This window comes from Rhodanobacter sp. FDAARGOS 1247 (genome assembly GCF_016889805.1).
Classification (GTDB): Bacteria; Pseudomonadota; Gammaproteobacteria; order Xanthomonadales; family Rhodanobacteraceae; genus Rhodanobacter.
Genome location: NZ_CP069535.1, coordinates 2562246 through 2576792 on the forward strand (window position 1 = coordinate 2562246; position 14547 = coordinate 2576792).

The 14547-nt window shown below is 67.5% G+C and carries 17 protein-coding genes and 1 riboswitch; of the genes, 13 read left to right on the forward strand and 4 right to left on the reverse strand.

Annotation, left to right across the window (positions count from 1 at the left end):
• Positions 1-67: 67 nt before the first annotated feature.
• Positions 68-1291: a sensor histidine kinase gene (locus I6J77_RS11780; RefSeq protein ID WP_204109136.1), complete on the reverse strand. Its 1224-nt coding sequence runs from the start codon at positions 1289-1291 to the stop codon at positions 68-70.
• A gap of 206 nt (positions 1292-1497) precedes the next feature.
• Here I6J77_RS11780 and I6J77_RS11785 point away from each other — a divergent pair, with 206 nt between their 5' ends.
• The 5 genes from I6J77_RS11785 (at position 1498) to I6J77_RS11805 (ending at position 4596) form a co-directional block, all read left to right on the forward strand.
• Positions 1498-2118 carry a GNAT family N-acetyltransferase gene (locus I6J77_RS11785; protein ID WP_204109137.1) on the forward strand — a complete coding sequence of 207 codons (621 nt, stop codon included), beginning with the start codon at positions 1498-1500 and terminating at the stop codon, positions 2116-2118.
• Positions 2115-2876 carry a septum site-determining protein MinC gene (minC, locus tag I6J77_RS11790; protein ID WP_204109138.1) on the forward strand — a complete coding sequence of 254 codons (762 nt, stop codon included), beginning with the start codon at positions 2115-2117 and terminating at the stop codon, positions 2874-2876. The genes I6J77_RS11785 and minC overlap by 4 nt, the downstream gene beginning before the upstream one ends.
• Positions 2877-2913: 37 nt before the next feature.
• Positions 2914-3729: a septum site-determining protein MinD gene (minD, locus tag I6J77_RS11795; protein WP_204109139.1), complete on the forward strand. Its 816-nt coding sequence runs from the start codon at positions 2914-2916 to the stop codon at positions 3727-3729.
• A gap of 5 nt (positions 3730-3734) precedes the next feature.
• Complete coding sequence (minE, locus tag I6J77_RS11800; protein ID WP_056717753.1) at positions 3735-4019, forward strand: cell division topological specificity factor MinE; 285 nt, start codon at positions 3735-3737, stop codon at positions 4017-4019.
• A 79-nt stretch (positions 4020-4098) separates the two neighbouring features.
• On the forward strand, positions 4099-4596 hold the full coding sequence (locus I6J77_RS11805; protein WP_204109140.1) for a hypothetical protein: 498 nt from the start codon (positions 4099-4101) through the stop codon (positions 4594-4596).
• Positions 4597-4626: 30 nt separating this feature from the next.
• Here I6J77_RS11805 and chaB read toward each other — a convergent pair whose 3' ends face one another.
• Positions 4627-4854, reverse strand: coding sequence for a putative cation transport regulator ChaB (chaB, locus tag I6J77_RS11810; RefSeq protein WP_204109141.1), 228 nt, complete (start codon positions 4852-4854; stop codon positions 4627-4629).
• 60 nt (positions 4855-4914) lie between these two features.
• On the opposite strand from chaB, the gene I6J77_RS11815 reads away from it, so the two are divergent.
• The gene (locus I6J77_RS11815; RefSeq protein WP_239308950.1) at positions 4915-6210 is read left to right on the forward strand and encodes a DUF2235 domain-containing protein; all 1296 of its coding nucleotides are present in this window, start codon (positions 4915-4917) and stop codon (positions 6208-6210) included.
• A 10-nt stretch (positions 6211-6220) separates the two neighbouring features.
• Here the strand turns inward: I6J77_RS11815 and I6J77_RS11820 are convergent, their stop codons facing one another.
• Positions 6221-7486 (reverse strand): multidrug effflux MFS transporter, encoded by a 1266-nt coding sequence (locus I6J77_RS11820; protein WP_056717756.1) that lies wholly within the window; start codon positions 7484-7486, stop codon positions 6221-6223.
• A 76-nt stretch (positions 7487-7562) separates the two neighbouring features.
• Positions 7563-7667, forward strand: a riboswitch (Fluoride riboswitch).
• A gap of 67 nt (positions 7668-7734) precedes the next feature.
• On the opposite strand from I6J77_RS11820, the gene crcB reads away from it, so the two are divergent.
• Genes crcB through cfa form a run of 3 tightly spaced genes read left to right on the forward strand, consistent with a single transcriptional unit; the run spans position 7735 to position 9630 of the window.
• Positions 7735-8121 carry a fluoride efflux transporter CrcB gene (gene crcB / locus I6J77_RS11825; RefSeq protein WP_056717757.1) on the forward strand — a complete coding sequence of 129 codons (387 nt, stop codon included), beginning with the start codon at positions 7735-7737 and terminating at the stop codon, positions 8119-8121.
• 12 nt (positions 8122-8133) lie between these two features.
• On the forward strand, positions 8134-8472 hold the full coding sequence (locus I6J77_RS11830; protein ID WP_204109142.1) for a DUF190 domain-containing protein: 339 nt from the start codon (positions 8134-8136) through the stop codon (positions 8470-8472).
• Between the two features lie 39 nt (positions 8473-8511).
• Positions 8512-9630 carry a cyclopropane fatty acyl phospholipid synthase gene (gene cfa, locus I6J77_RS11835; RefSeq protein WP_204109143.1) on the forward strand — a complete coding sequence of 373 codons (1119 nt, stop codon included), beginning with the start codon at positions 8512-8514 and terminating at the stop codon, positions 9628-9630.
• Between the two features lie 48 nt (positions 9631-9678).
• Here cfa and I6J77_RS11840 read toward each other — a convergent pair whose 3' ends face one another.
• The gene (locus I6J77_RS11840) at positions 9679-9957 is read right to left on the reverse strand and encodes a hypothetical protein (protein WP_204109144.1); all 279 of its coding nucleotides are present in this window, start codon (positions 9955-9957) and stop codon (positions 9679-9681) included.
• Positions 9958-10173: 216 nt separating this feature from the next.
• On the opposite strand from I6J77_RS11840, the gene I6J77_RS11845 reads away from it, so the two are divergent.
• The 4 genes from I6J77_RS11845 to I6J77_RS11860 all read left to right on the forward strand — a co-directional run bounded on the left by I6J77_RS11845 (position 10174) and on the right by I6J77_RS11860 (position 14524).
• Positions 10174-12528, forward strand: coding sequence for a winged helix-turn-helix domain-containing protein (locus I6J77_RS11845; protein WP_204109145.1), 2355 nt, complete (start codon positions 10174-10176; stop codon positions 12526-12528).
• 150 nt (positions 12529-12678) lie between these two features.
• A complete protein-coding gene (locus I6J77_RS11850) occupies positions 12679-13569 on the forward strand; it encodes a hypothetical protein (protein WP_204109146.1) in 891 nt (296 codons plus the stop codon).
• Positions 13570-13603: 34 nt separating this feature from the next.
• Positions 13604-13981, forward strand: a complete 378-nt coding sequence (locus I6J77_RS11855; RefSeq protein ID WP_204109147.1) for a hypothetical protein — start codon at positions 13604-13606, stop codon at positions 13979-13981.
• Between the two features lie 48 nt (positions 13982-14029).
• A complete protein-coding gene (locus I6J77_RS11860; RefSeq protein ID WP_204109148.1) occupies positions 14030-14524 on the forward strand; it encodes a hypothetical protein in 495 nt (164 codons plus the stop codon).
• Positions 14525-14547: the final 23 nt, after the last annotated feature.

Genomic DNA, 14547 nt, shown 5'->3' on the forward strand with positions numbered 1-14547 from the left:
GGCAGCTGGCGCAGGGCCCCGCTGCCAACACCGACGCACTTTCGCACCCCGGCGCAGACGGCAGAGATTACGACACATTGAGCGCTGGTGGCTCAAGCCGGGTCGGCGCATGCGCCAGCGCGGCATGTTCCCCCAGCGGCAGCCGCACGGTCAGCGCAAATCCCTGGCTCGGCCCGCTGTCCAGGGTCAGGCTGCCGCCAAACTCGGCCAGCCGCTCGCGCATGCCGGACAGGCCGTTGCCCGGCGCGACGTTCTCGGCGCCGCGGCCGTCGTCGCGCGCATGCAGGCCGATCAGGCTTTCCCCGGCGTAGGCGAAATTCAGCCACAGGTTGCGGGCGCCGGCATGGCGCGCGGCATTGGTGATGATCTCCTGGGCGCAACGCAGCAGCACCTGGGCACGGCGCGGGTCCTCCACGCTGAAACGTGGCGGCATCACCACATGCACATTGAGACCGGGCACGCCTTCGGCCAGTCCCCGCAGTGCCTGGGTCAGGTCGATCGCGTCGTCCTGGCGCAGTTCGCTGACCACCTCGCGCACGTCGGCCAGCAGCAGCTTGGCCGTGCTCTGCGCCTTGCGCACGTGGGCGCCGGCCGCTTCGTTGGTGAGATGGCTGGCCACCTCGAGGTTCAGGCTCAACGCGGTCAGGTGGTGGCCGATCAGGTCATGCAGGTCACGCGCGATGCGCATGCGTTCGGCGATGCGGCTGGATTCGGCCAGCAGGGCGCGGGTGGCGCGCAGCTCGGAATTCAGCCGCCGCTGCACGTCGCGCTGCTCGGCCTGCTGGCTGGCGACCGTCGAGGTCACGAACACCAGCACCGAGATGCCCAGGTAGATGCTGGCTTGGAGAAACCCCAAGGCGACGCTGTGATCGTATTCGGGGAAGGTGGCGAAGATCGCCACCAGGCTCAGGTGCTGCAGCACCAGCCAGAACACCGCCAGCGAGAACGGCAGCAGCCACGGCAGCACCAGTGAGGCGACCACCATCAGCATCGCCGACAGGCCGCTGTGGCTGTACCAGCCCACCGCCACGGCGGCGGCTGTCATCAGCGTCAGCCCGAGCAGTTTCAGCACCGGGTAGCGACGCGAACCGAGGTTGCTGGTCAGCAGCCAGTACATCAGGCCGAAGATCAGGTAACACAGCGTCCACAGCAGCAGCGAAAAATTCGGCCGCTGCAGTTGGGTCAGCCGTTCGGTGGCCCAGTTCGTGACCAGCGGCGTCCCCACCGACAGATAGGTGAAGAAGCCCGCATAGCGAAGCAGGCGGATATGGTTGAAGAAGGGCCAGCGCATCCCCGCATCATTGGCTGCGCGGGGAATTCGCGCAATGCGCGAGAAGTCATGCCCGGCCGGGTCACGGCTGTCGCCGCACACCGGCTTTACAAAGCTTTTACATGTGCCCTTGCGAGATGTAAGGGCCTGCCGCGCATGTCATAATGCGGCATTGCGCGAGGCAGCGGTCGCCTCTCGTCCCCGAATCCACCCTTGCGGAGCAACGAATGGCCCTTGCCATCCGCGACGTGCGCGAGCACGACCTGGATGCCGTACTGGCGCTCAACAACGCTGCCGGTCGCTCCATCCTCGCACTGGATCCTGCCCAGCTGCGCTATTTCCACGAGCACGCCGAATATTTCCGCGTGGCCGAAATCGACGGCCAGCTGGCCGGCTTCCTGATCGCGCTGCGCGAAGGCGGCGATTACGACAGCCCGAACTATCGCTGGTTCGCCGAGCACTATCCGCAGTTCCTGTACATCGACCGCATCGTGATCGCCAACGCCTACCGCCGCCACGGGCTGGGCCGCATCTTCTATTGCGACGTGCACAGCTACGCCGAGGTGCGCGTGCCGCTGCTCACCTGCGAAGTGTTCCTGGAGCCGCGCGACGACGTGGTCGTGCTGTTCCACGGCACCTATGGTTTCCAGGAAGTCGGCCAGCAGCGTATGGGCGAACACGGCCCGCAGGTCAGCCTGCTGGCCCGCGACCTGCCCAGCTACGCTTATGTGCGCGACACCTGGCTCGAGAAAGGCGGCCTGCCCGACGTGCCGTGGCTGGCCGAACGCGAACGCCCGGACACCGACCAGCCGCATCCGCTCCGCCTGGCCGGGGAGCGGCACGCATGAACGCAAGCATGGATGCCACCGACGCCTGTGACCTGCGCTTCGGCCAGGTCGGCCTTGCCTGCGTGCGGGTGCGCCGGGTCGACGCCGCCGCCCTGTGCGACGAACTGGAACGCCGCGTGCGCGCCGCGCCGCAGATGTTCGCCCGCGCCGCCGTGGTGCTGGACCTCAGCCACCTGCTCGACCTGCCCGACGACGGCACCGTCGACGCACTGCTCGAAGCGGTGCGCAGCGCCGGCATGTTGCCGGTGGGGCTGGCCTACGGCACCAGCGAGACCGAAGCGCTGGCCAAACGGATGGGGCTGCCGCTGATCGCCAAGTTCCGTGCGGCCTACGAACCGGCCGCGGGCACGCCGGCCGCCACCGCGCCCCCCAGCGAGCCCGCCCCGGCGGCGGCGCGCGAACCGATTCTTTCGGCACCGGCCTCCGGCAACGTGGGCGCCCAGCATCACGCCGGCTCGATCCGTTCCGGCCAGCAGATCTACGCCCGCGACCGCGACCTGATCGTCACCGGCGCGGTGGCCAACGGCGCCGAGGTGATCGCCGACGGCAACATCCACATCTACGGCGGCCTGCGCGGCCGCGCCATGGCCGGTGCGCAGGGCGACGAGAAGGCACGCATCTACGTTTCCGACTTCCGCGCCGAACTGGTGGCGATCGCCGGCCAGTACCGCGTATTCGAACAGATTCCCGGCGACCTCGAGGGCCAGTCCGTGCAATGCTGGCTCGACGGCGAAAAACTGATGATCGCCAGGCTGTGATCACCCACAACAAAAACAAACCTGCGGAGATGGGCCCTTGACTGCTGAGATTATCGTTGTCACCTCCGGCAAAGGCGGCGTCGGCAAGACGACGACCAGCGCCTCCCTCGCCACCGGCCTGGCCATGGCCGGCAAGAAAGTCGCCGTGATCGACTTCGACGTCGGCCTGCGCAACCTCGACCTGATCATGGGCTGCGAGCGGCGCGTGGTGTACGACTTCGTCAACGTCGTGCACGGCGAAGCCACGCTGAAGCAGTCGCTGATCAAGGACAAGCGCTACGACAACCTGTACGTGCTGGCCGCCAGCCAGACCCGCGACAAGGACGCGCTGACCATGGAAGGCGTCGAGAAAGTACTCGACGGCCTGTCCGAGGACGGCTTCGACTACGTGGTCTGCGACTCGCCTGCCGGCATCGAGAAAGGCGCCCACCTGGCGATGTACTTCGCCGACCACGCGGTGGTGGTGGTCAACCCGGAAGTCTCCTCGGTGCGCGACTCGGATCGCATCCTGGGCCTGCTGGCCAGCAAGACCCGGCGCGCCGAGAAGGGCGAGCCGCCGATCACCCAGCACCTGCTGCTGACCCGCTACAACCCGGCCCGCGTCGCCATCGGCGAAATGCTCAGCGTGAAGGACGTCGAGGAAATCCTCGGCATCCAGGTGGTGGGCGTGATCCCCGAGTCGGAGAACGTGCTGACCGCCTCCAACAACGGCATCCCGGTCATCGTCGACGCCAACTCGCTGGCCGGCCAGGCATACAGCGACACCGTGGCCCGCATCCTCGGCGAAGAGCGCCCGCTGCGCTTCATCGACGCGCCCAAGAAGGGCTTTCTCCAGCGCGTGTTCGGAGGTTGATCACGATGGGCATTCTCGATTTCCTCAAGCGCAAGCCCGAGGCCACCGCCAGCGTGGCGCGCGAGCGCCTGCGCATCATCGTGGCGCAGGAGCGCTCCACCCGTGGTGCGCCGGACTACCTGCCGATGATGCGCAACGAGTTGCTCGAAGTGATCAAGAAGTACGTCCACGTCGACCTCGATGCGATCAACATCAACTTCGAGCGCGACAGCGGCCACGAGATCCTCGAACTCTCGGTGACCCTGCCCGACGGCAAGCTGCCGGCCGGCAGCGAAGCCCAGAGCGGCTGAGCACCCACGCCAAGTCCATGCCGGGCCGCCACGCGCGGCCCGGCGCTCTTCATTCCGGATCGTCCGCGCGTCGCGCCCCATGCATCCCGACACCCATTCCACCGCCAGCGATCCGGCCGACAGCGTGCTGTGCCTCGGCCAGATCGGTTTCGCCGATCCGGCCGCGCTGCTCGCGCAGTTCGGATTGACGCTCGAACGGGTGGCCCACGACACGCCGATTCCCGGCAGTTTCTGGGGTGAGCGCGAGGCCGGCATCATCGGCACCACGGTCTACGCGCGCGATGACACGCCGGTGCATTCGCTGCTGCACGAGGCAGGCCACCTGATCGTGCTGCCCGAGGAAAAACGTGCGACGGTGCATACCGACGCCACCGACTCGGTCGAGGAAGAGGACGCCACCTGCTACCTGCAGATCGTGCTGGCCGACCGGCTGCCCGGTGTCGGCCGCGAACGCCTGATGACCGACATGGACGCCTGGGGCTACTCGTTCCGGCTGGGCTCGACCCGCGCCTGGTTCGAAGGCGATGCCACGGAGGCGCGCGAGTTCCTCAGGGCGCGTGGCCTGCCCCACGCCTGACCCCACGCCTGATGCGCCACGGCCGGCAGGCTACTTCGCATGCCAGTCGCCGTCGCTGCCCTTGTCGTACTTCTTCTTCACCGCCGCCCACGCCACCTTGTGCGCCACCTCCTCGCGTGATTCGTCGCCGCGACGCTCGTCGCTGTCGGCGTATTCGTCCCAGGCGCTGTTGAACGCTTCCTTGTAGATCTCCTGGGCGTGCTTCGGCACGTGGTCGCGTACGGACTCGGGCAACTCGCTGACGGTCTTGTAGGGCATGACATGCTCCGGCTGGGAACCGCGGCCAGCCTGGACCCGGCCAGGTCCAGCGCGCGTCAAATGGATGTCCATATCGCGCTAAGCGCCAGCAGCAGCCACGCACGCGCGGCACCATCCCCCGGCAACCTGCCCGCGGCACTGGCCACCCGCAGCCATTGCCCTAGAATCGGCCCAGGCATTCCCTTGCGCAGTGCGCCGGAGGACATCATGGCCACGCGCCAGCTGGTGCTGCTGTTCGACGGCACCTGGAACAAGCCCGAATCCAACACCAACGTGGAACGCCTGCGCCAGCTGATCGCCCCGCTCGACGCCCACGGCCATCCGCAACTGGTCAACTACATTCCCGGCGTGGGCGTGACCCGCGGCATCAGCCACCTGCTCGGCGGCGCGTTCGGCTACGGCCTGTCCGGCAACGTGCTGGATGGCTACCGCTGGCTGTGCGAGCAATGGCAGCCGGGCGACCGCATCTTCCTGTTCGGCTTCAGTCGCGGCGCCTACACCGCGCGCAGCCTCGCCGGACTGATCCGCAAATGCGGCCTGCTCCGCTGCGGCAACGACGACAAGGTGGCGAAGTCCGACGTGTCCGCCGCCTACGACCTCTATCGCGACGCCTCCAGCAAACCCGACGGCGACGTCGCGGTCGCCTATCGCGCCGAGCATTCGATCGAGGTGGACATCCACTTCATCGGCGTGTGGGACACGGTCGGCTCGCTGGGCATTCCCGATACCGCCTCATGGTTTCCGTATGCCCGGGCGCGCTACCGCTTCCACGACACCGAGCTGAGCCGCATCGTGAAATACGCCTACCAGGCCCTGGCGCTGGACGAGCATCGGGCCGACTTCGCGCCCGCGGTGTGGACGCGCAATCCGTACACCGTGAAGCCGGGCGAATCGCTTACCTCCAAGAAGAACGAGCAGATCGAGATCGAGCAGCGCTGGTTCATCGGCTCGCATTCGGACGTCGGCGGCGGCAACGACTGCGACGGCGCCGGCCGCAAGCCCGACCCCCTGCCCGACCTGCCGCTGGCCTGGCTGCAGCGCAAGGCCATCGACGCCGGCCTGGCGTGCGACAGGCTGCTGCTGCCCGCCGCCGACGCGTACACCGGCGTGCCGCGCAATTCGTACCGGGAATTCATGAGCGGCCTGTACAAGGAGTTCAAGCCGCCGATCGATCGCCTGCTCGGCACCGGCGTCAACGAGAAGGTCGACGAGTCGGTGTGGCAGCGATGGCTTGCCGACAGCAGCTATCGCTCGCCGTCGCTGGTTCGCGCGCTGGCCAGCGCCACGGTGCTGATGTCGGTCGAGGCGGTGGTGCCGATCGGGCATGCGCCTGCCGCAAGCCTGCCCGCGGCCTGAGCCTCTTCGTTCAGCGCGGCTCGGCGATCTCTGCTTCCATCACCGCCGCCGCATCGGCACCGCTGACCGGCAACACGGCCTCGCGGGTCACGCCGTGGTACCAGCCCCAGGCCAGCACGCCCAGCACGGTCAGCAGCGACGCACCCAGCGCCAGCTGCAGCATGCTGGCCGACAGCAGCGGCGACACCACGCCGGCCACGAAGCCGCACAACAGCAGGCTGGCAAACGCCTGCACCGAGGAGATGCCGCCGCGATGGTGCGGAAAGCGATCCAGCAACAGCAGGGTCAGCGTGGGGAACGCCAGCTGCACGCCGATGCCGTGCAGGATCAGCGGCAGCATCGACCACGGCAGGCGCGGCTGCGGAAACAGCAGTGCCAGCAGCAGGTGCGCCACGCAGGCCAGCAGCATCGACGCGTAGCCCAGGCTCACCGTGCGCTTGGCGCTGCAGCGTTCGGCCATCCGCCCGGACAGCCACGCGCCGCTGATCAGGCCGATCACCACCGGCACGAACAGCCATGGAAAACCCTGCGCCGAAAGATGCAGCAGCTCGCGCACGATGCGCGGCGCGGAGGAAATGTAGAGGAACAGCCCGGCGAAATTGACCGAACTGGAAACCAGCAGCGGCCAGAACGAGCGCTCCCGCGCGAACGCCAGGTAGCCGGCCAGCAACGGGCGCGGCGCGAAGCGCGAACGCCGCTCCGGCGGATGCGTTTCGTCCAGCAGGGTCAGCAGGGCCACCGCCAGCAGCAGGGTGAAGCCGGCCAGCAGCCAGAAGATGCCGTGCCAGCCGCCCAGCGGCAGCAGCAGGGCGCCGATCATCGGCGCGATCACCGGCGCCACGCCGAAGATCATCATCACCTGCGACATCAGCCGCTGCGCCGCCGGCCCTTCCAGGCTGTCGCGGATCACCGCCCGGCCCACCACCAGGCCGGCGCCCGCGCACATGCCCTGCAGGCTGCGACAGGCCAGCAGCATCGCGAACGAGGTGGACGAAGCCGCGCCCACCGACGCCAGCGCGTAGACCAGCATGCCGGTGACGATCACCGGCTTGCGCCCGATCGCATCGGAGATCGCGCCGTGGAACAGGCTCATCACTGCGTAGGTGAGCAGGTACGCACTGACCAGCTGCTGCAGCGCCGTGTCGTCCACCTGGAAACGCGCACCGATCAGCGGGAACGCCGGGAACACCGCGTCGATCGAGAACGGCCCGATCATCGACAGCCCGGCCAGCAGCCATGGCAGGCTGCGTCGCACGGTGCGCTGGGCTGGAGTCATGACGGCATGCTGGTCGCGGCGGGTCGCGCATTATAGGGCCACCCTTGACGTCGGGGCGGCCGGATCGACTAGGATGTTCGCCATGGGAGATGGCATGCCTCCCGTTCCGGAATGCTCGCTCCCCCCGGGACAAACCGCTTCTCGCGCTCCTTGTGTTGAAGTTGATGATGCCTGCTCCCCCGGTTTCCGGCGGTGCAGGCATGCCTGCCACCGCGGAACCGGACACATTCCCGTCAGGAGGCGCGCTCGTGGGCTTTACCGGATTCGTGGCAATCGGCATCGGCGGCGCTATCGGCTGCTGGCTGCGCTGGGGACTGGGCATCCTGCTCAACCCGATGTTCCCCACCCTGCCGCTGGGCACCCTGGCGGCGAACCTCGCCGGCGGATTGCTGATGGGCTGCGTGATGGGCCTGTTCGATCACTTCCAGGCGCTGCCGCCCGCACTGCGGCTGTTCGTGTTCACCGGGTTCCTTGGTGGCCTCACCACCTTTTCCACCTTCTCTGCCGAATCCGCCACCCTGCTGCTGCGCCAGCAATACCTGTGGTTCAGCGGCCATGTCGCGGTGCACGTGATCGGCTCGCTGGCGATGACCGTGCTCGGCATCGCGCTCACCCGCAGCCTGCTGCGCCACTGACCGGGCATCCGCATGAACCCGCAAAACCTGCAACGAGGCGTGCACCTGACCTTCTACTGCCACTCCCGCGCCAGACACGACGGCGTGCTGCTGTCCGAATGGCTGCTGGAGCAGGCGAAGCAGCGCGGCATCGGCGGCGGTTCGGTGTTCCGCGCCATCGCGGGCTTCGGCCGGCATGGCGTGCTGCACGAGGAGCAGTTCTTCGAACTGGCCGACGACCTGCCGGTGAAGATCGAGTTCCTGCTGCGCGACGATCAGGCCGCGACGCTGCTGCAACTGGTGCGCGACGCGGGCGTCGACGCCACGTATGCGCGCTGGCCGGCAGACTTCGAAATGCTCGGCAGGCACTGATCACCGGAACCATTCGAACCATCCGCCGCGAGGCACTCCATGAGTCAGGACGATCTGAAAGACCGCGCCAGCCAGTTGCTCGAACAGGCCGGCATCCACATCGACGGCAACGCGCCGATCGACCTGCGCGTGCACGACGACCGCCTGTATCCGCGGGTGTTCGCGCATGGCTCGCTGGGTCTGGGCGAAGCCTACATGGACGGTTGGTGGGACGCGGACGACCTGCCCGGCCTGTGCACGCGCCTGCTCACCGCGGGGCTCGACCAGGAGCTGAAGACGCTGGACACCCTGCTCGCCCACCTCAAGGCGCGCTTCATCAACCTGCAGCGCGGCGAGCGCGCGTTCGAGATCGGCAAGGCCCACTACGACCTCGGCAACGACCTGTTCCAGGCCATGCTGGGCAAGCGGCTGGTGTACTCCTGCGGCTACTGGGCCAGGGCCGACAACCTCGACGACGCGCAGGCGGCCAAGCTCGACCTGGTCTGCCGCAAGCTGCAACTGAAGACCGGCCAGCGCGTGCTGGACATCGGCTGCGGCTGGGGCGAGGCGCTGAAATACGCCGCCGAGCGCTACGGCATCGAAGGCGTCGGCATCACCGTCTCGCAGCAGCAGGCCGACTACGCCCGCGAACTGTGCGCCGGCCTGCCGATCGAAATCCGCCTGCAGGACTACCACGACATCAACGAGCAGTTCGACGCGGTGTTCTCCATCGGCATGTTCGAGCACGTCGGCGGCAAGAACTACCGCGCCTACTTCGAGACCGTGCGCCGCTGCCTCAAGGACGACGGACTGTCGCTGCTGCACTGCATCGGCAGCAACCGCGCGCCGGCGCAGACAGACCCGTGGATCGAGAAATACATCTTCCCCAACTCGATGATCCCCGCCGCCAGCCAGGTCACCACCGCGCTGGAGGACCTGTTCGTGATCGAGGACTGGCACAACTTCGGCGCCGACTACGACCGCACCCTGACCGCGTGGCGCGCCAACATCGAAGCGGCGTGGCCGAGCCTGCCGCCCAGCTACGACGAACGCTTCCGCCGCATGTGGCGCTACTACCTCGCGGTCTCCTCCGCGGTGTTCCGCAGCCGCCGCGACCAGCTGTGGCAAATCACTCTCAGCCCGAACGGCGTGCCCGGCGGCTATCGCGTGCCGCGCTGATCCAGCATGGGACCACGCAAAGTGGGCTGCCCGCGTCGAGCGAGCGGCTCAGTTGCCTGACTTGATCCGGTCCAGTGTCGATCGGGCGACCGTATCGACCAGGTCGGCGGGACCGGAAATGCTCAACCCGATATAGGTTTCCGCCTCGATCAGCAACGACTGCTGGCCAAGCATCACGTTGAACGCCTCGATTTCCTGGGAGCCTGCGATGTCGATCGACCGGTCCAGCGCGGTCGCACCCATGGATCGCAGAACGCGCAACAGCACCTCGCGCAGCTGTTGATCGTATTCATTGCCAAGAACGACGGACTTGTTTTCGTTGCTCATGTCAGAAACCCGGAACCCTTCCGCCGGTACGGCAGGCCGATTCAATGATGTCATCCAACGCTTGTCATGTGCGCAGCCAGTCTGGCGTCGCCCAACATCTTCGCCACATTGCAAGCGAGCGCCGCTGAGCACCCGCTTGCGCGTTTTATGCTAAACATCCGCACTCGGGGGTGCATGATCTGCTTCGTGCATTTCAGAAAGGCGCACGGAGGGGACATGCGGGAACAGGGACACGGCCAGGTCTACCGATGCGGAGTCCACACCATTTCGCCGGCAACCAGGCGGCTGCATCGCGACGGCTGCAAGGTCGACATCGAAGCCAAGGTGTTCGACCTGATCCTGCTGCTGCTCGAAAACCGCGAGCGCGCGCTGGGCAAGCAGGAAGTCATCACCGCGTTGTGGGGCCACCGGCCGATCACCGACGCCGCGCTCAGCCAGTTGCTGCACAAGGCGCGCCGCGCGCTCGACGACGATGGCGAACGCCAGGCGGTGATCCGCACCGTGTATGGCCGCGGTCTGCAATGGGTGGCTCCGGTCGAGCTGGTCGCGGAAGAGACGCCCGCCGCCGCGGACGACACCGTGGACGAAGCGCTCGCACCGTCACCGTCACCGTCACGGTCATCGTCATCGCCGCGGCGATATCGCGGGTGGCTAGGGTTCGCTGCGCTGGCCGTGCTGGGTGCGCTGTCGTTGTGGCTCATCCCGCGCGGCATGGCGCCGCCGGTGCCACCGCCACCACGCGTGGCCCTGCTGCCGATCGACAACGACACCGGCGACGCCGCGCTGGACTGGACCGCGCGAGGCCTGCCCGGCCTGATGGCCAACCTGCTCGGCGCCGCGCCGGGGATCGACGTCGTCGACCCGCTGCAGGTCGGCCGGATCGTCGACTATGTTCCGCCGAAGGGCCGCTCCGAAACCGAACACCTGCGCTTCGTCACCGGCGCCAGCATCCTGGTCAGCGGTGAATTGCACCGGCTTGCCGATCATCTCTACGAACTTTCCCTGCACATCGACACCGGCGCCGGCAAGACCGGAACCACCCTCACCTTGCGCGGCAGCGATCCCGGCACGCTGGGCGTCAACGCAATACCACGCATGCGCCGGGCACTGAAGCTCGACGGCAGCACGCCAGCGGCACCGGCCGCCACGCCGCGCGATGCCTACCTGGCGCAGACCTACGCCCGCGGCATCGACCTCGCGATGCACGGCGACTGGACGAACGCAAAACCCTATTTCCTGCTGGTGGCGAAAGGCGACCCCGACTTTCCGTCCGCGCGCCTGCGCCTGGGCCAGGCGCAGATCAACACGAATCAACTGAACGAGGGTGGCGCGACCTTGCGCGCGCTGCTGGCGCAGGCACGCGCCGGCAAGGACGCCTCGATGATCGCGCAGGCACTGCTGCAACTGGGCAACCTCGCATTCAACCAGCACCATCACGCCGAGGCCCTGGCTGATCTGCAGGAAGCCGCATCATTCGCCGCACAAGCCGGCACGCCCGATCTGCAAGCCGCGATCGCCCTGAAAACCGTCAACACCGCGGGCCGGCTGGAACGCACGCCGCTGGCGCAGCGCGAGCTGCAGTACGCGCGCAAGCTGGTCGCGCAGCATGGCCTGCATCGGCTGGAGGCCGACCTGCACAACAGCGAAGCGTTCCTCGCCGGCGCCCGCGGCGACCTCGCCGGCAAGGAGCGGGCTGACCGCGCCGCGCTCGCCGCCAGCGAAGCGATCGGCAACGAGCGCAACGCGCTGGGCGATACCTACAACGTCGCGCTCGACCTGATGCAGCAGGATCGCGCAATCGAAGCCCTGCCGCTGTTCACCTCGCTCTACCAGCGTGCGCAACAGCAAGGCGACAGCTTGCTGGCCTTCGCCAGCGGCGACCAGCAAGCCCGCATCCTGCTCGACGCCGGCCTCGTTGAGCGCGTGGCGCCCATCGCCCAACAACTGCGCAACCTGGGCAGCAGCCAGCACAACGCCGTCTGGCAGTCGCTGGCGCTGATGCTGAGCGCCGGCCAGACGTGGTACGACGGCAACGCCGCCGCCGCCCTCGACTATTGCCGCCAGGCCGCGGCGCTGGTCGATGGCAAGCAAGACCCCGCGTTGCTGCTCGCCATCTGGGAAAGCCAGGCCGCCGCCGCGCTGCAGGCGGATCCGGGGTCGGTCGCCGCGCTGTCGACACAGACCGATGCGCTGGCGGCCACGCAGAAGAATCCGGCCACGTTCGGCTACACCAGGCAACTCATCCACGCCATCGCCGCAGCCGCGGTCAACCGACCCGAGGAAGCCGTGAACGCACTGCAGGCAGCCGCCGCCACGCCCACGGCGGATGATCCGCAGCAAAACGACCTGCGCTTCGTGGGCCTGGTCGTCGCCGGACATCTGCATTCCGCCGCGGCGGCGGACATCGCCCTGGCCGGCTTTGATCCCGCCCGCGACAACCACGCGGACTTGCTGCGCCTGTATCGCGATTGGGCAACGGGCCGCGACGCCATCGGCCATGCCCGCGCCGCCGCGCGTCTCGAACAACTGCGCAGCACCACACTCGCCGCCCTGGCCACCCCTGCCCGGTGAACGTCCGCGCGACCTTTCCTCGCCCAAGCCACTGATTGTCCGGGCAGTAAGATTTCGTAAGCGGTTCGTCAGCCCGTCCTCAAGATTCGCTCCGGCCGATCGTCGTCAATGCAGACAGCGATTCCCACCGACGTTCGTCCGGAGCGAACCATGTCCAGCCGCCACCCGCTTCCTCCATCCCGCGCACCTCGATCATCGGCGGCGCTGTGCCTGCTGGTCCTCGTCGTCACCTTCGGCGCCAGCGCCGCCGACGTCGACCGCAAGGTCCCCGACGGCACGCTGACCTACCGCATCGTGCTGAGCGGTCACGCCGAAACGAACGGCCCCGGCGCAGCCCATGGCCAGGTGAATATCTCGCGCCAGTTCGAGGCCACCGTGCGCATGCATGGCAGCGTCACCAATGACCCGAATGCAATGGCCGGCGGCGCGCAGATGACCTCGCTGCAGAAAGCCGCCGAAGCCTGCGGCGAAGACCAGGCCTGCCTGATGCGCGCCATCAGCGCGATGTCGTCCGGTCAGCGGCAGGCGCTGAACCGCGAAACACAGCACACGATTGCAGCCATCGGCAGCGACACTGCCTGGACCCACCGCTACCAGACGCCTTGCCAGGGAAGCGCCAGCGTCGACGACAGTTCGGCGCATACCGGTCGTGCCAGCGGCGAAGGCATCTCCGTCATGGTCAGCGGCCACGCCACGCGCATCGGCAAGCGCAAGGTCGACTGCAGCGACGAGGACGGCAACTTCACCCTGATCACCCACGACGGCGGGAAGACCTACGACGTGCAGATGCCTTCCGTCGAAGTCGAAGTGACCATCAACGAATTCGATCCCCACATCCCGCCCTACCAGCGGCAGGTGACCATTCCGGAGATTCACCTCAAGGATCTCGTGGCAGCCCGGCTGGACGGCCCGCAAGGCGGTCACAAGATCTTCCCGAAGCTGCAGACCGTAAGCGGCCCGGTCAACTACATCAGCCTGCCCACCGTGCCGCTGAAGGCGGAAGTGAGCTGGACCTTCAATCCCGACGGCCAGCGACGCTGACCCGACCACTCCATTCACCACCAGGAATCCGCCCATGAGCCAACTGACCAGCAGCATCGCCTTTCTCCTCATCGGCATCGGCAGTGCCCAGGCAGCGCCCGGCAGCTGCGCCACGCGGGCCGCCACCATGCTCGACGCGCTCGGCCGCAACGACTACGCCGCCGCCGGTCGCGAGATGGGTCCGCAACTGCAGGGGCCACAGCAACAGAAAATGCTGATCTCGATGTGGGAAGCGCTGATCAAGAACAACTGGGGCCCGTACCGTTCGCATGGCGAAGCCACCACCCTCGTCGACGACGGCACCGTCACCCGGATCAGGCTGCCGCTGCAGTTCGACCACGGCAGCACCACGGCGACGATCAGCTGCCACGCGAAAGACGGTGGTGCGATCGGTGAATTCGTCCTGCTGTAACCCGTCACTGTCGCCCATCGGTTCCATTCGATCTTCGGAGAACGCTGCATGCACGTCCGTCACTTCTTCCATCGCTGGCACGGCAGCCTTGCCGCGCTCGTCATCGCCTGTGCCTGCTTGGCCCTGCCGCCCGCCGCGATCGCCGGCGCGGAAAATCCGCAGGACAGCGCGGCCGTCCACGCCGTCACGCTCACCGCGGACCTGCTCGAGCGCATGAGCCAGGCCGTGCACGAAACCGATGCGGCGCTGGAAAGCACCGAAGGCAGTCTGTTGGTCCTCACCGACGACCAGGATCGCCCCAAGACCGTCGCGACCCTGACCGCCGAGGTCGAAGCCAACGCCGCCGCCCGCGCCATCCTGGCCCGCCACCACCTTGACGCGCGCCAGTTCGTGCTGACTTCGCTGGCGCTCATCAACGGATATTCCGCGGCCATGCTGCTGCAAAGCCACTCGCCGGTTCACCCGGACGACGTGCCCGCCGCACAGTTGCACTTCTGCCAGCAGCACATGGCCGTGATCAAGGCCATGTACGCGGACGGCTGAACGCCGCGAAAGACTTCCTCGGG

Coding starts and splice junctions, on each gene's coding strand:
- I6J77_RS11780 (WP_204109136.1), bottom strand. CDS start 1,291: ATGCGCTGGCCCTTCTTCAACCATATCCGCCTGCTTCGCTATGCGGGC.
- I6J77_RS11805 (WP_204109140.1), top strand. CDS start 4,099: ATGCATCCCGACACCCATTCCACCGCCAGCGATCCGGCCGACAGCGTG.
- chaB (WP_204109141.1), bottom strand. CDS start 4,854: ATGCCCTACAAGACCGTCAGCGAGTTGCCCGAGTCCGTACGCGACCAC.
- I6J77_RS11815 (WP_239308950.1), top strand. CDS start 4,915: ATGGATGTCCATATCGCGCTAAGCGCCAGCAGCAGCCACGCACGCGCG.
- minC (WP_204109138.1), top strand. CDS start 2,115: ATGAACGCAAGCATGGATGCCACCGACGCCTGTGACCTGCGCTTCGGC.
- I6J77_RS11840 (WP_204109144.1), bottom strand. CDS start 9,957: ATGAGCAACGAAAACAAGTCCGTCGTTCTTGGCAATGAATACGATCAA.
- cfa (WP_204109143.1), top strand. CDS start 8,512: ATGAGTCAGGACGATCTGAAAGACCGCGCCAGCCAGTTGCTCGAACAG.
- I6J77_RS11860 (WP_204109148.1), top strand. CDS start 14,030: ATGCACGTCCGTCACTTCTTCCATCGCTGGCACGGCAGCCTTGCCGCG.
- I6J77_RS11820 (WP_056717756.1), bottom strand. CDS start 7,486: ATGACTCCAGCCCAGCGCACCGTGCGACGCAGCCTGCCATGGCTGCTG.
- I6J77_RS11850 (WP_204109146.1), top strand. CDS start 12,679: ATGTCCAGCCGCCACCCGCTTCCTCCATCCCGCGCACCTCGATCATCG.
- minE (WP_056717753.1), top strand. CDS start 3,735: ATGGGCATTCTCGATTTCCTCAAGCGCAAGCCCGAGGCCACCGCCAGC.
- I6J77_RS11845 (WP_204109145.1), top strand. CDS start 10,174: ATGCGGGAACAGGGACACGGCCAGGTCTACCGATGCGGAGTCCACACC.
- I6J77_RS11785 (WP_204109137.1), top strand. CDS start 1,498: ATGGCCCTTGCCATCCGCGACGTGCGCGAGCACGACCTGGATGCCGTA.
- I6J77_RS11855 (WP_204109147.1), top strand. CDS start 13,604: ATGAGCCAACTGACCAGCAGCATCGCCTTTCTCCTCATCGGCATCGGC.
- I6J77_RS11830 (WP_204109142.1), top strand. CDS start 8,134: ATGAACCCGCAAAACCTGCAACGAGGCGTGCACCTGACCTTCTACTGC.